The 14,873-nt window shown below is 66.1% G+C and carries 13 protein-coding genes; 6 read left to right on the top strand and 7 right to left on the bottom strand.

Going from position 1 to position 14,873, the window contains the following annotated elements; translation table 11 throughout:
- The first annotated feature begins 201 nt into the window (after positions 1–201).
- The 6 genes from VCS63_RS04975 (at position 202) to dapD (ending at position 5,738) form a co-directional block, all read left to right on the top strand.
- Positions 202–1,185, top strand: a complete 984-nt coding sequence (locus VCS63_RS04975; RefSeq protein ID WP_042795558.1) for an ABC transporter ATP-binding protein — start codon at positions 202–204, stop codon at positions 1,183–1,185.
- Complete coding sequence (locus tag VCS63_RS04970; RefSeq protein WP_042795559.1) at positions 1,182–2,192, top strand: ABC transporter ATP-binding protein; 1,011 nt, start codon at positions 1,182–1,184, stop codon at positions 2,190–2,192. Before VCS63_RS04975 ends, VCS63_RS04970 begins: the two co-directional genes overlap by 4 nt.
- Positions 2,192–3,097, top strand: coding sequence for a prolyl oligopeptidase family serine peptidase (locus VCS63_RS04965; RefSeq protein ID WP_042795560.1), 906 nt, complete (start codon positions 2,192–2,194; stop codon positions 3,095–3,097). The genes VCS63_RS04970 and VCS63_RS04965 overlap by 1 nt, the downstream gene beginning before the upstream one ends.
- 38 nt (positions 3,098–3,135) lie before the next feature.
- Positions 3,136–4,266, top strand: coding sequence for a M20 family metallopeptidase (locus VCS63_RS04960; protein ID WP_063639560.1), 1,131 nt, complete (start codon positions 3,136–3,138; stop codon positions 4,264–4,266).
- Positions 4,267–4,285: 19 nt separating this feature from the next.
- Positions 4,286–4,654, top strand: a complete 369-nt coding sequence (locus VCS63_RS04955; protein WP_187639843.1) for a hypothetical protein — start codon at positions 4,286–4,288, stop codon at positions 4,652–4,654.
- A 100-nt stretch (positions 4,655–4,754) separates the two neighbouring features.
- Positions 4,755–5,738, top strand: a complete 984-nt coding sequence (gene dapD, locus VCS63_RS04950) for a 2,3,4,5-tetrahydropyridine-2,6-dicarboxylate N-succinyltransferase (RefSeq protein WP_042795562.1) — start codon at positions 4,755–4,757, stop codon at positions 5,736–5,738.
- 25 nt (positions 5,739–5,763) lie between these two features.
- On the opposite strand, the gene VCS63_RS04945 is transcribed toward dapD, so the two are convergent.
- The 7 genes from VCS63_RS04945 to VCS63_RS04915 all read right to left on the bottom strand — a co-directional run bounded on the left by VCS63_RS04945 (position 5,764) and on the right by VCS63_RS04915 (position 14,873).
- Positions 5,764–6,384: a hypothetical protein gene (locus VCS63_RS04945; RefSeq protein ID WP_149063520.1), complete on the bottom strand. Its 621-nt coding sequence runs from the start codon at positions 6,382–6,384 to the stop codon at positions 5,764–5,766.
- Positions 6,385–6,520: 136 nt separating this feature from the next.
- On the bottom strand, positions 6,521–7,375 hold the full coding sequence (locus VCS63_RS04940; RefSeq protein ID WP_042795564.1) for a class II glutamine amidotransferase: 855 nt from the start codon (positions 7,373–7,375) through the stop codon (positions 6,521–6,523).
- 107 nt (positions 7,376–7,482) lie between these two features.
- Positions 7,483–9,546 (bottom strand): UvrD-helicase domain-containing protein, encoded by a 2,064-nt coding sequence (locus VCS63_RS04935; RefSeq protein ID WP_042795565.1) that lies wholly within the window; start codon positions 9,544–9,546, stop codon positions 7,483–7,485.
- 207 nt (positions 9,547–9,753) lie between these two features.
- Positions 9,754–11,841 (bottom strand): primosomal protein N', encoded by a 2,088-nt coding sequence (locus VCS63_RS04930; protein WP_323878716.1) that lies wholly within the window; start codon positions 11,839–11,841, stop codon positions 9,754–9,756.
- Between the two features lie 304 nt (positions 11,842–12,145).
- Positions 12,146–13,219, bottom strand: a complete 1,074-nt coding sequence (gene hemE / locus VCS63_RS04925; protein ID WP_323878713.1) for a uroporphyrinogen decarboxylase — start codon at positions 13,217–13,219, stop codon at positions 12,146–12,148.
- A gap of 175 nt (positions 13,220–13,394) precedes the next feature.
- Positions 13,395–14,261 carry a hypothetical protein gene (locus VCS63_RS04920; RefSeq protein WP_323878710.1) on the bottom strand — a complete coding sequence of 289 codons (867 nt, stop codon included), beginning with the start codon at positions 14,259–14,261 and terminating at the stop codon, positions 13,395–13,397.
- Between the two features lie 186 nt (positions 14,262–14,447).
- Complete coding sequence (locus tag VCS63_RS04915; protein WP_013391134.1) at positions 14,448–14,873, bottom strand: F0F1 ATP synthase subunit epsilon; 426 nt, start codon at positions 14,871–14,873, stop codon at positions 14,448–14,450.

Genomic DNA, 14,873 nt, shown 5'->3' with positions numbered 1-14,873 from the left:
TACGCGCTTCCCCCTCAAGGGGGCATGCCTGCGGACCGGCAAAGCCGGCTCCGCGCGCGGAGAAACCCACCCCCGAAGCGCTGCGCGCTTCCCCCTCAAGGGGGCATGCCTGCGGACCGGCAAAGCCGGCTCCGCGGCATTCCAACCGGGTGACACCTGCTGCACGCGCAGCGGATGGGCTTGCCTCTGTGGACAACTGATATGAGCGAAAACATTCTTGAAGTGCGCGGCCTGCGCACCGCATTCCATACCGAAGCTGGCGCCTGGCTGGCGGTCGATGGCGTCGACCTTAGCGTGCGCCGCGGCGAGATCGTCGGCCTGGTCGGCGAATCGGGCTCCGGCAAATCCGTTACCGGCTTCTCGCTGCTGGGCTTGATCGACCCGCCCGGAGAAGTCGTGGACGGCGAGGTGAAGTTCAAGGGCACGGACCTGCGCAAGCTCAGCGAAGAGCAGATGCGCCAGCTGCGCGGCAACCGCATCGCGATGATCTTCCAGGATCCCCTGATGACGCTGAATCCGGTGCTGCGCATCGGCGAGCAGATGATGGAGGCCATCCTCACCCATGAAGACGTGCCGCGCGCCGAAGCCGAAGAGCGTTGCCGCGATGCGCTGGCCATGGTCGGCATTCCCTCGCCCGAAAAACGGCTGAAGAGCTATCCGCACGAATTCTCCGGCGGCATGCGCCAGCGCGTGGCGATTGCGATCGCCATGTTGAACAAGCCCGACCTGATCATCTGCGACGAGCCGACCACCGCGCTGGACGTCACCATCCAGGGCCAGATCCTGTACCGCATGCAGGAGATCTGCCGCGAACACAACACGGCGCTGATCTGGATCACCCATGATCTGGGCGTGGTGGCCGAACTGGCCGACCGCGTGGCCGTGATGTACGCCGGCCGCATCGTCGAAAGCGGCCCGGTCGAACAGGTGCTGGATTCACCCCGCCACCCCTACACCAAGGGCCTGCTGGATTCGATGCCCGGCGCCACCCAGCCGGGTGCGCGCCTGCACCAGATCAACGGCATGGCGCCCAGCCTCGCCGGCCGTCCCTCGGGCTGTCCGTTCCGTCCGCGCTGCAGCAGCGCTGTCACGCGCTGCACGGAGCAGGCGCCCACCGTCACCACCGAAGGTTCGCGCAGCTATCGCTGCTACGTGCCGATTACCCGCGAGGCCCAGTCGGTATGAGTACCGCCGATACCCCTGTCATCGAGCTCAAGAACGTCCACAAACGCTTTGAGCAGCGGCCCGACCTGGCCCAACGCATCCTGGCCCTGACGGGCCGCCCCATTGACCGCCGCACGGTGTACGCCGTCAATGGCGTGGACCTGTCCATTCAGCGCGGCGAAGTCGTGGGCCTGGTGGGCGAGTCCGGCTGCGGCAAGTCCACGCTGGGCCGCGTCGTCGCCGGCCTGCATGGCCAGACTGAGGGCGAACTGCTGTACCAGGGCCAGGAAGCCCGCCGCCTGCGCGGTGCCGACAAGCTGGCCTATACGCTGGGCGTGCAGATGATCTTCCAGGATCCGCAGGCCTCGTTGAACCCCCGCCAGCGCCTGCGCCAGATCCTGGGCGAAGCGCTCAAGGTCCACAAGCTGGCGCCTGCGGCCGAGATCCCCGCGCGCATCGACCAGGCGCTGAAGGAAGTGGGCCTGGACCCCGAATACCGCGACCGCTTCCCGCACCAGATCTCGGGTGGCCAACGCCAGCGCATCGGCATCGCCCGCGCGCTGATGGTGGCGCCGAAGTTCCTGGTCTGCGATGAGCCCGTGGCCGCGCTGGACGTTTCCATCCAGGCGCAGGTGATCAACCTGTTCATGGACCTGCGCGAACAGCATGGCTTCACCTATCTGTTCATCAGCCACGACCTGGGCGTGGTCAAACACATCTCCGATCGAGTGGCGATCATGTATCTGGGCAAGATTGTGGAAATCTCCACGTCGGCCGAGATCTTCGCGCATGCCAACCACCCCTACACCCAGGCCCTGATGGCGGAAGTGCCGGACGTGGCCCGCCGCGGCCGCAAGTTCACGCCGATCAAGGGCGAGATCCCGTCGCCGCTGAACCCGCCCCCGGGCTGCACCTTCAATCCCCGCTGCCCCCACGCCATGCCGCGCTGCCGCGAGCAGGCGCCGGTCCTGAAAGAAATCTCGGCAGGCCACTGGTCGGCCTGTCACCTGAATGAGGCGAACGCCTGATGAAACCCTCTGAGATGTCCAACGTCGACCGCATCGCCATCGAACTGGGGCATGCCGGCCGCAATGCCATCCTGTATGTGGACGAGGACCGCAATTCCGACCGTCCGTTCAAGCTCCAGACCTACCGTCCTTACGGCTACACGCCCGATTGCCCGGTCGTCATCGTGCAGCACGGCGTGCTGCGCAATGGCGATGAATACCGAGACTTCTGGGTGGAAGCCGCCGACAAGCACAAGCTGCTGATCGTGGCGCTGACCTTCTCCAACGAGATCTGGCCCGGCGTGGAAAGCTATAACAACGGCCGCGTGTTCTCGGCTGGCGGCAATCCGCGCCATATCGATGGCTGGACCTACGCGTTGGTGGGCAACGTCATCAAGGACCTGATCGCCGCCGAGATCACCGACGGCCAGAACGTCTATCTGTTCGGGCACTCCGCTGGCGGCCAGTTCGTGCATCGCCTGATGAGCAGCCAGTCGCATGCTCCCTTCAAAGCGGTGGCCGCCGGCAATCCCGGTTGGTACACGCTGCCGACCTTCGACCATCCCTTCCCCGAGGGCATGGACGGCGTCGGCCTGACCGAAGACCACCTGGTGAAGCTGCTGGCCTACCCGATGACCATCCTGGCGGGCGACCAGGACATCGCCACCGACGATCCCAACCTGCCGTCCGAACCCGCCGCCATGCGCCAGGGTCCGCACCGTTATGCGCGCGCGCAGAACTACTTCGAGTTTGGCCGCAAGGAAGCCGAGCGCCGCGGCGTGCCATTTGGCTGGAAGCTGCAGGTCGTGCCCGGCATCGGCCACGACGGCCGCGCCATGTCCGCCGTATGCGCCAGCATCTGGTTCGACGGCAAGATGCCCGACGCCGCCGAACTGGCCCGCCTGGCCGGCCAGCAGGTCGCTTGAACGCCCCCATTTTTACGCTGCAGAAATCCGCTATCGCCATGTCCAACATCCAGAGCACTGAACAGATCGTCGCCGGCATCAAGAGCTGGCTGCAATGCGAATCGCCTTCGAACTTCCCCGAAGGCATCGCCGCCATGGCGCGCATCATCGCCGACTACGCCGCAGCGGCCGGCCTGACGGTGGAGCTGTCGTCGCTGGGCCCGACCACGGGCCCGCTGCTGTACGCGACCAACCGCGCCCCCGGCGACACCCGCCCCGGCATCCTGATCCTGGCGCACATGGACACGGTGCACCCAGTGGGCACGCTGCTGGAGAACCCGGTGCGCATCGAAGGCGACCGCCTCTATGGGCCGGGCGGCTACGACATGAAGGCCGGCATCTACCTGGCGCTGACCGCGCTGTCCGGCCTGGCACGCCCCGGCGCGACCCAGCTGCCGGTGGACTTCCTGGTGGTGCCCGACGAAGAAACCGGCAGCCACGCCTCGCGCGCGCATATCGAACGCTTCGCGGCCAATGCCAAATATGCGCTGGTCTGCGAGCCGGCCCGCCCCAATGGCGGCAAATGCGTCACCGCCCGCAAAGGCACCGGCATGCTGAACCTGAACGTCAAGGGCCGCCCGGCCCACGCCGGCATGCAGCATGAGAAGGGGCGCAGCGCCATCCGCGAAATGGCCCACCAAGTGCTGGCGCTCGAAGCCATGACCGACTATGAGCGCGGCATCACCGTCAGCGTCGGCACCATCGCCGGCGGCACCGTGACCAACACGGTGCCGGCGCTGTGCCGTTGCGTGGTCGACTTCCGCGTGCCCGACATGGGCGCCGCCGAAGACGTGCTGCGCCGCATGCGCGAACTGTGCGCCGTGGGCCCGGACGTCGAACTGGACATCGACGTGGAACTGAACCGCCCGCCCATGGTGAAAACCGAAGCCGCCGCCGAACTGCTGGCGCTGGTGCAGGGCTACGCCGAACGCGCGGGCTTCCTGCTGGAAGACGCGCCCATGACGGGCGGCGGCAGTGACGCCAACTTCACGTCCGCCATGGGCATTCCCACGCTGGACGGCCTGGGCGCCGATGGCGACGGGGCGCATACCCTGAACGAGTACATCCTGATTTCGACGCTGGAACAGCGCATGAAATTCTGGGAACTGCTGTTGAAAGAACTGGCGTAAGCAAGCCTTGCCGCCACCGATGGCCGTCCGCCGGCGGCTGCTGGCGCGGGCGTTCGCCACGCATGCCGCGATCGCGGCGGGCGCGGCGAACTCGCATGCCGGACAGACCGCGCCGGCCCCGGATCTGCTCGCCAACCGGCCCTCCAGCCCGGCGCCGGCCCAACCCGGTTGGATCGTCGCCGTCGACAACTGGCAGACGCTGGAAGGCGGCGCCAGCCTGGCCCGGATCAAGCAGCGCACCACCGGCATCTATGGCGGCGGCGAACTCGACGCGGGCGCCGGCTGGCTGGCGCGGGCCTGGAAGTCGCCGTATCCCGCTCAGCCGTCGTCGGCCTGGCCTACCGCGGCCAATATGGCGGCGGCAATCGCGAGCACACAGGCTCGCTGAGCCTGCGATGGGCCTTTGGCAGCCTCTGAAAACACCTGCCTGCGTTCCGTCCCTTTCGCCTTAGAATTACTCCCTCAGACTGCGCACTTCCCCTTTCATCATGGCCGACTCCCCCACGCCCCTCAGCGCCATCGCCTATGGCGTCGCCACGCTGGCCGCCGACGGCGCCATCCTGGACACCTGGTATCCGCGCCCCTCGTTGGCCGACAATTCGCCTGCCACCGGCACGCGCCACCTGTCGCCAGAGGAAGCCCGCGCCGCGCTGGGCGAACACGTTTCCACCGCCCTGATCCGCGATACACGCCGCAAGGTAGACATCGTCGCGGTGCGCACCGCGATCTCATCGCTGGACGAACCGCCAGTCGATGCCCACGACGCCTATCTGCGCCTGCACCTGCTCAGTCATCGTCTGATCCGTCCGCATGATGCCAACCTGGACGGGCTGTTCAATGTGCTGGCCAATGTGGCCTGGACCTCGGCCGGACCATGCGCGGTGGATCAGGTGGACGCGCTGCGCTGGCACCTGCGCGCCTCCGGCCAGATCCTGGAGATCCGCGGCGTCGACAAAATTCCCCGCATGACCGACTACGTCATGCCGGGCGGCGTACGCATCGCCGATACGGCGCGCGTGCGGCTGGGCGCGCATCTATCGCCCGGCACCACGGTGCTGCACGAGGGCTTCTGCAACTTCAATGCCGGCACGCTTGGCGCGTCGATGGTCGAGGGCCGCATCAGCGCGGGCGTCATCGTCGATGACGGCAGCGATATCGGCGGCGGCGCGTCCATCATGGGCACCATGTCTGGCGGCGGCAAGCAGGTGGTGTCGATCGGAAAGCGCTGCCTGCTGGGCGCCAATTCAGGCATCGGCATTTCGCTGGGCGACGATTGCGTGGTGGAGGCCGGCTGCTACATCACCGCGGGCACGCGCGTGCTGACGCCAGAGGGAGCCGTGGTGAAGGCAACCTCGCTGGCGGGCCAGCAAGGCCTGCTGTTCCGCCGCAATTCGCAGACCGGCGCCGTTGAATGCCTGGTACGCACCGCCGCCTGGGGCACCTTGAACCCGGACCTGCACACGGGACATTGACCCCGCGCTGCGGCGGCTACCTTGCTCAGGCGTATTCCGCCGTCCGCCCCAATTGGTCGTAGACCAGGTTCACGAACAGGTCCGAGCTGAGTACACGCACGGCAGGGCACGCAAAAACGGTCTTGCCATCTTCGTCCTCCAGGCTGATCGTCTCGGTCCACTGGTTCAGGTCGATGCGCTTGAGCGATTCGTACGGCCAGGTGGCGTCGCCCATATGCAGGCCCTCGGCCGACAGGGAAATTTCCTGCGTATCCAGGTCCGGGAAGTGGCCGCTGCGGATATAGCGGAACGCGACTCGCGCGCCGCCCGCGATGGCCTCTTCCAGCACAGGCAAGCGCTGCGCGACATAGCGCGAGCGGAAGGCGTCCATCAATTTGTTGAATTCGCCTACTTCGGCGGGCACGCGAGTCCAGCCATGCGCCGGATGGGTGCGGTAGGCAAAACTATTGATCAGGCCCGAGGCCGCATCCGGCCCGGAGGCGAACAGGCAAAGGTCCTGGATGTCCGCAAATGCGGCGTAAGTACGCGAGTCGCCTTGTCGGCAAACAACGCCATGCTCGTGCAACTCAAAGCAATCCGGGGTGCTCCCCGTATGGTTAAACACCGCCAGCGCGATAGAGGCCTGCGGGGTTTTGCTATCGGTCATGCAACTTCCTTACTGGAATTAGGGTGCTTTCGCGGCCCAGGACGTCGCAAAGTCATGCGATCCGTATTCTCCCTTATATGGGAGATACGCGCTTGATGACCCTATTTCCCCCGTCTTTCCGCCTTGCAGGGCAGACTCAGCCCCCTGGCGGCACCGGCGCGAACGGATAATGCGTAACCTGGCCATGCCCTGCGATGATGGCGGTGGCTTCGGGCACTTCCTCCCAGGCGCCAGGCATCTCGGTCAAGGGTTCCGACAGCAACAGAAAGGCGTCGTCATCCAGCGCCGCGATCTGAGGATTGTCGGGATACAGCTGGCGCAAATGGCGCACGCAGGTATTGTGGAACAGCGTGCGCGAATCCGCCTCGCTCGAATAGCGCACCGCGATCAGGCGCTTGCCGTCCAGCGCGCAGACCGTCATGTTGATGGGCTGGGCCACGCCATGCCGCCTGCCCGTTTCTTCCACCGCGCCCACCATGCGGGCGAGCGCCCCGAGGGGGTCTTCCTCCAGGCCGAAACTCAACGCCAGTAGGAACATCACCTCGGAATCCGTCGATCCTTCCAGCGAGCCGAAATACGCTGGCGCGATCATCAGCATCAAGTCGCGCCTGAGCAGCGGATAGTCCCGGATGACGCCGTTGTGCACGAACAGCCATTGGCCGTGACGGAACGGATGGCAATTGGTCTCCTGCGCGGGCGTGTCGGTAGCGGCGCGGATGTGCGCCACGAACAAGGGCGCATGGATGGCGCGCGCCGCCTCGCGCAGATTGCGGTCGTTCCAGGCAGGATGCACGCTGCGGTAACGGAACGGCGGCTCCAGCGGCTGGCCTTCATGCTGGCGGCCGTACCAGCCCAAGCCGAAGCCATCGCCGTTGGTAGTCGTGGGGCCCAGCCGCGCGTGCAGGCTCTGGTCGATCAGGGAGTGCTTGGCCTTGAACAGCACGCTCTCCATCTGTATGGGACTACCGGTATAAGCCAGCCAGCGACACATGGCGCGCTCCTTCGATCTGCGAGGTTGCCGCGCCCCGACGAACCACGGGACGGGCGCAACCCAGTGTAGGAGCAGCCCGCGGCTTTCCACAAGCCGCCGCCCCGCCCCTATTTCTTCAGCAGCGCCTTCAGCATGGCCATGCGCTCCTTGGGATTCATCGCCGCAGTGGCTTCGTCTTCCTGCATGCGCACGTCGCCCAGGCCCATTTCCTCGATGAAGCGCGACGGCTCGCGCACCAGATCCTCGCGGGCCCGGCGCCGGCGCTTGCACCAGCTCAGGTTCAAGCTGCGCTGCGCGCGCGTGATGCCCACGTACATCAGCCGCCGCTCTTCCTGGATGCGTGTGGCCAGGTTCTCGGCGGCGCGCGCCGGGTCCCCGACCTCGTCGTCCTTGCCCAGGTGGGGCAGCAGGCCTTCTTCGACGCCCGCCAGGTACACATGCGGGTACTCCAGGCCCTTGGATGCATGCAGGGTGGACATCTTCACCGCGTCGGGCTCTTCTTCTTCGCCGCGCTCCAGCATGGTGACCAGCGCCACGTGCTGCACGAGGTCAAAGAGCGTCATGTTGTCTTCTTCCGCCTTGCGCTTGAGCCAGCCGGTCAGCTCCTGCACGTTCTGCCAGCGCGTCTGGGCGGGCCGCTCCTCGAACAGCTCGTACAGATGGCGCTCGTATTGGATGGCTTCCAGCAGATCGTCCAGCAGCACGCCCGCGGGTTCGGCGGCTGGAGCGTTCTTGCCATCGGCCGCGCCGCGTCCAGCCCGCCATTGCATGCGGCGGATGAACTCGGTGAAAGTGCGCAGGGGTTCCAGCTGGCGAGGCGCCAACAGGCTTTCCAGGCCGGTTTCGGCCACCGCCGCCAGCAGAGAGAGTTCGCGGCTGGCGGCATACTGGCCCAGCGTCTGCAGCGTCGCTTGGCCGATGCCGCGCTTGGGCGTGGTGGCCGCGCGGATGAATGCGGGGTCGTCATCGTCGTTGGCCAGCAGGCGCAGATAAGCCAGCACGTCGCGCACTTCGGCCTTGTCGAAAAAGCTCTGGCCGCCAGAGATGGTGTACGGAATCTTCAGGTTGCGCAGCGCCTGCTCAAGGATGCGCGACTGATGGTTGCTGCGATACAGGATGGCGAAATCCTTCCATTGCGCCTGGCGCTCGAAACGCGAGGCCGACACCTTCATGGCGATCGATTCCGCTTCCTGCTCCTCGCCATCCATGGCCGACACCAGTATCGGTTCGCCCACGCCCAGATCCGACCAGAGCTTCTTGTCGAACAGCTTCGGGTTCTTTTCAATGACCTGGTTGGCGGCAGCGAGGATGCGCTGCACCGAACGGTAGTTCTGTTCCAGCTTGATGAGCTTGATATTGGGATAGTCGGTGGTCAGTTTGGCCAGGTTCTCGATGGTGGCGCCGCGCCACGCATAGATCGCCTGGTCGTCATCGCCCACCGCCGTGAACATGGCGCGCGAGCCCGTCAACAACTGCACCAGGCGGTACTGGCACACGTTGGTGTCCTGGTATTCGTCGACCAGCAGGTAACGCACGCGGTTCTGCCAGCGGGTGCGCACCTCTTCGTTATTGGCCAGCAGCAGCGCGGGAATGCGGATCAGGTCGTCGAAATCCACCGCTTGGTAGGCGGCCAGCGTGGCGGCATAGCTGCGGTAGACGTTGGCCGCTTCCACGTCGCCCGGCGTGATGGCTTCGCGCGCGGCGTCGTCCGGTTCCATCAGCGCGTTCTTCCACAGCGAGATGATCCCCTGCACATGACGCAGTCGGGCCTTGTCGGTGGTGTTCAGCAGTTCCTGGATGATCGCCATGGCGTCGTCGGCATCCAGGATGGAAAACGTGGGCTTCAGGCCCGCGTTGCGCGCTTCCTCGCGCAGCATTTTCACGCCCAGCGAATGGAAGGTACTGATGATCAGGCCCTTTGAGAGCTTGCGGTCCACCAGGGTCTTCACGCGCTCGTCCATTTCGCGCGCGGCCTTGTTGGTGAAGGTCAGGGCCACCACGTTGCGCCCCATGTAGCCGCACTCGCGCAGCAGGTAGGCGATCTTCTGCGTGATCACGCGCGTCTTGCCGCTGCCAGCGCCGGCCAGGACCAGACAGGGGCCGTCCAGGTACAGCACCGCTTCGCGTTGAGCGGGGTTCATGCCATGGCCGATGGGTTCGCTTGCGGACATTTGAGTCAGGTGATCGAGCATCGCGGCAGCCGCATTGAAGATGCAGCCCGCAAGCGCAGGGCTTGCGGCCGCCCGTCAGCGGGCCGGTACGACGCGAGAAAAAGGGGACGGGCGCAGCCGGCGCAGCAGGCCTGCCGCGCCGGCGCGATAGAGGAGAAAGATCATAGAACAATCAGGTCGAGGGCGCATCGGCCCTTGCCGCAGAGATCAGATTTCCAGCGGATCGACTTCCAGCTGCCAACGCACGCGCGCCTCGTTGGCCAGGTATGGCAAATGGTGCGACCAGGACGCCAGGAACGCCTGCAGCGCGGGGCGACAGCTGCTTTCCGCAAGCAACTGCGCGCGTTCGATGTTGGCCACGCGCACCACGCGCAGGGGCACCGGGTCGTACAGCATGATGGCGTCCAGGCCCGGAAAATCGGCCGACCACTCGCCCTCGGGCAACGCCCGCGCCCGCTCCAGGAACTCCAGCGCCACCTTCAGTTCGCGCGCCTCGGCGGTCAGCAGCGCCTGATAGACGAAAGGCGGCAGGCCGGTACTTTCGCGCTCGTGCAAGGCATGGCGGGCAAAGCCGGCGTAATCGTGCCGCAACAGGGCTTGGTAGACCGGCTGCTCCGGGTATCCGGTCTGTATCAGCACCTCGCCGTTGCCCTGGTGACGGCCGGCCCGCCCCGCCACCTGCATCAGTTGCGCGAACAGGCGTTCCGGCGCCCGGAAATCGTGCGCGAACAGCATCGAGTCCGCATTGAGCACTCCCACCAGCCCCAGGCGCGCGAAATCGTGGCCCTTGGCCACCATCTGCGTACCGACCAGGATGTCCACCTCGCCGGCATGCACCGACGCAAACAACGCCTCGGCGCTGCCTTTCTTGCGCGTGCTGTCGGCGTCGATGCGCAGGATGCGAGCCTCGGGAAACAGTTCTGCCAAGTGTTCTTCGACGCGCTGCGTGCCACGCCCCATGGGCGCCAGATCCTGGTCGCCGCACTCGGGGCAGGCGCGCGGCACCGGGGCTTGATAACCGCAGTGATGGCATTGCAGGCGGTGGCCGCGGCCGTCAGTGCGATGCAGGACGGTGAACGCCGTGCAACGCGGACAATTGCTGACCCAAGCGCAGGACTGGCAATGCAGCACCGGCGAATAGCCGCGCCGATTCAGAAAAATGAGCGACTGCTCCTTGCGCTCCAGCCGCTGCGCGATGGCGTCTAGCAACTGCGGCGACATGCCTTGCTTGAGCTGCAGGCGGCGCGTGTCCACCAAGCGCATCGACGGCAGGCTGCTGGCGCGCGCCCGGCCCGGCAGGGTCAGGCGCAAGTAGCGACCGCGCTCGGCGTGCTGCCAGGTTTCCAGCGACGGCGTGGCCGATCCCAACACCACCGGAATACCCAGGTCATGGGCGCGCCACACGGCCAGGTCGCGCGCCGAATAGCGCAGGCCGTCCTGCTGCTTGTAGGACGCATCGTGCTCCTCGTCCACCACGATCAGGCCCAGCTGGCTCAGGGGTGCGAACACCGACATGCGCGTGCCCAGCAGCATGCGCGCCTCACCGCGTTGGGCGCGAGCCCAGGCCTGCAGCCGTTCACCGTCGGACAGGCCGCTATGCATGACCGCCAGTCCCTCGGGTCCGACCAAGGCCTCCAGGCGAGCGCGTAGCGCGTTTTCCAGCTGCGGCGTCAGATTGATTTCGGGCACCATCAACAACACCTGGCGCCCGGCCGCCAGCACCTTCTCTGCCGCCCGCAGGTACACCTCGGTCTTGCCGCTGCCGGTCACGCCGTGCAACAGGACGGGCTTGAATCCTTCCAGGGCGCCGATGGTGTCCACCGCCTCGCGCTGGGCATCGTTGAGCTCCGGCGGCTGGTCAGCCTGGGCTGGCGTCCTCGCGGCTTTGCGCTTGCGCGAGTCCAGCCTCGCCACCGGCCCGCCAGCGGAACGCTTGCCCTGGTAGGCCGTGGGCTTGCGCAACGGCGGCGGCAGCGTCGGCAGCATCACCTCGCCCAGTGGCCGCTGATAGTAGTCCGCCGCGAAGCGCGCCAGACGCAGCCAGTCCTCGTCGAAAGGCGGCAAGTCATCCAGCACCTCTTCTATCGGCCGGATTTGCTTGGGATCGAAAGACGGCTCGGCCGGGTTATCCACCACTACGCCAATCAACTTGCGGCGACCGAAAGGCACGATGACCCGCAGGCCCACCGTCACCGGCGCCTCGCTGCGATAGTCGAAGGGGCCTGGCAGCGGCACGTCCAGCGCCACCCGCACCCAGCAAACCGCGGAGGGCGTATTCGGCAAGGCGTCAGACATGGGTGCTAGGACGGAGCATGTAGAAGGATGATCCCGGATGATGCCGGCGTGCTCCGTCCCTGGCCTGTGGATAACTTTGGGGAAAAGGCTGGAGCAACATCGGAAATTGGAATTTGACAAGATTGCGCAAACTTGCGAAATCTTGTGGAAAACCACCTTTTCATTATTAAAAACAATAACTTATGGCGGCTTCCAAGATTGTAAACTAGCTTCTAAAGGGTTTTCCCCGAGAGCAATCCTGCTGTGCACAAGTGTCTAACGGGGCCCTCCCGCTTCGGCCCTCGGGACCGAAGCGTCCACTCACTTACCCCCGCAGCGAACGGCTGTGCCGGTGGACTTCATCCACCAATTCGGCTACTGCTTCTGGCGGAGTAAAGCGGGAAATGCCATGACCCAGATTGAACACATGGCCGCCCTTGCCCACCGGTCCAAAGGCGTCCAGCACCCCCCGCGCCTCGGCGCGGATGGCGGCGGCACCGCCGAAAAGCGCCATGGGATCCAGGTTGCCCTGGAACGCCACCGAATCCCCTGTGCGACGGCGCGCTGCGGCCAAGTCCACCGTCCAATCCAGGCCTACGGCGTCCGCGCCGCAAGCGGCGATCTCTTCCACCCACTGGCCGCCGCCCTTGGTAAAGACGATGGCTGGCACGCGGCGGCCTTCATGTTCTCGGGTCAGGCCGGCCACCACCTTCCGGGTGTAGGCCAGCGAAAACTGCTGGAACAAGCCGTCCGCCAGGACTCCGCCCCAACTGTCGAACAGCATCACGGCTTGAGCACCCGCGGCGATCTGCGCATTCAGATACTGCAGCGTGGCTTCGGCGTTGATTTCGAGGATCCGATGCAGCAGGTCGGGCCGGGAGTACAGCATGGTCTTGATCAGGCGGTAGTCATCGCTGCCCTGGCCTTCCACCATGTAGCAGGCAATGGTCCACGGGCTGCCGGCAAAGCCGATCAGCGGCACTTTGCCGTCCAGGTCGCGCCGGATCGTGCGCACGGCGTCGAAGACATAGCGCAGCTTGTCCATATCAGGCACTTCCAGGCGCATCACGTCTTCCTCGGTGCGCACCGGCCGGGCGAAACGCGGCCCCTCGCCTTCTGCGAAGTCCAGGCCCAGACCCATGGCATGGGGCACCGTCAGGATGTCCGAGAACAGGATCGCGGCGTCCAGGTCGAAGCGCTCCAGCGGCTGCAACGTGACTTCCGAGGCGTAGTCCGGGTTCTGAGCAAGGCCCATGAAGGAACCCGCGCGGGCACGCGTCTGGCGGTACTCGGGCAGGTAGCGGCCGGCCTGGCGCATCAGCCAGATCGGGGTGTAGGGCACGGGCTCGCGCAGCAGCGAGCGCAAGAACACATCGTTCTTCAGTACGGAAGCAGACACGACTATCCTCGATGATCGGAAGCCGTGATTTTACTTCCCCTGGCTGACAAGTCGTGGGAAGCCTTAGCGCGGGACTTGCCCGCGCGCAAGCGAGGCGCTTTCAATGTGCGAGGGCGGGCCCCAAGCCAAGAATAGCGCCCTGCCGTGCCGGGGAATCGCGACGCCTGCCCATGTGTCAGGCTTCCCGCTCCTGCGCCGCCTGGCGGTATGGCGCCGCCTCGATGCCGTGCTTGCGCATCAGCGCCCAGAACGCCCGACGGTGCTTGCAGCAAGCCCTTGCCGCCTGCGCCACGTTGCCGCCGTGGCGAGACAACGCGAGCCGGATGTAATCGCGCTCGAAGCCGTCCACCACCCGCGCCTTCGCCGTTCTGAAGGATTCATGCGCGGCGCGCAGATGCTGATGGCGCCAGCCGGCCAGAGTCTGCTCGACCAGATCAGGCGACACCCGGGCACGCAAGGCCCCGGGGCGCTGCGCTCCCGCCGTACCCGGCCGTGGCGCAGCCTCTCGGTAGGCGGCCGCCGGCTCGCGTATGCCTGCGTGCGGCACGCCACGCCGATGCGCGTGGCTGGCCAGGCGACCAAGGCGCACCCGCAAGCTTTCAAGGCAGACCGGCTGCGCCACGAAATCTGAAGCGCCAAGGTTCAACAGGTCTTCGATAGCGGGGGCCTTTACGTCCGAAATCAGCAGCAGCACCGGCGTGGCCAGCGCGGGCTGCGCTTGCTGCAAGGCCGTTCGCGCCCAGGACAACGAGGCCGGCGCGACCGGCAGGATGCAGCAGTCATAGCGCTTGAGCGCCACCGCCAACCGGGCCAGCGCCTGCACATCCGCGCCCGCGGCTGGGCTGTCCACCGGAGCCTCGACACCCGCCGCGGCAGCATCCCCCTCAGGCGCCTGACCGGCAGCCGCGTAACGAATCGGACTCAGCGACACCAGGTGCAGCCGCACACGCGTCTGTCTGGCCGGATGCCTCGCGACCAGGTCGCGCATCGCCCCTTCGTGACCAGGCGCCAACAGGACTCCGCAATCCAGGACTTCTCGCACGCTTTCCTCCTCTGCTTGACCAGGAAAGCTGAAGGCTACTGTTGCGACTGTCGCCTTGCCATTCGTAGTGGTCGCATTGCGGCTAGCGCAAGCGTGCCCGCAATGCCGGGCGGCGGGCATGAAAAAAGCGGCCCGGGGGCCGCCTTTTTCGAATCCGGGGCGAACCCCGGGGCACAGCTTCGCCGCTTAGTGCGAACGGCCGCCTTGGCGCAGCTTGCGCGCCGCGATGGCTTGCGCAGCCAGCATGGCGAGTTCGGCTTCGACCACGGCGATGTCGGCCTTGTCCTTGGCGTTCGCCAGGGCCTGTTCGGCCTTCTGGCGCGCTTCCAGGGCGCGGGCTTCGTCCAGGTCGGCGGCACGGATGGCCGTGTCCGCCAGAACCGTCACGCTGCCCGGCTGCACTTCCAGAATGCCCCCGGCGACGAAGATGTTCTCCTCGCCTTGGTCGGCACGAACGATCTTGACCGTCCCGGGGCGTATGCGCGAGATCAGCGGGGTGTGGCCGGGCAGAATGCCCAGTTCACCCGCTTCGCCGGGCAGCACCACGAACTTCGCCTCACCGGAGAAGATCGCTTCCTCTGCGCTGACGACATCCACATGCAGGGTAGCCAT

Source organism: Achromobacter sp. D10 (genome assembly GCF_035282245.1).
GTDB lineage: Bacteria > Pseudomonadota > Gammaproteobacteria > Burkholderiales > Burkholderiaceae_B > Achromobacter > Achromobacter insolitus.
Note: the sequence above shows the minus strand (reverse complement) of the source record. Positions and strands in the feature narration are given on the sequence as shown.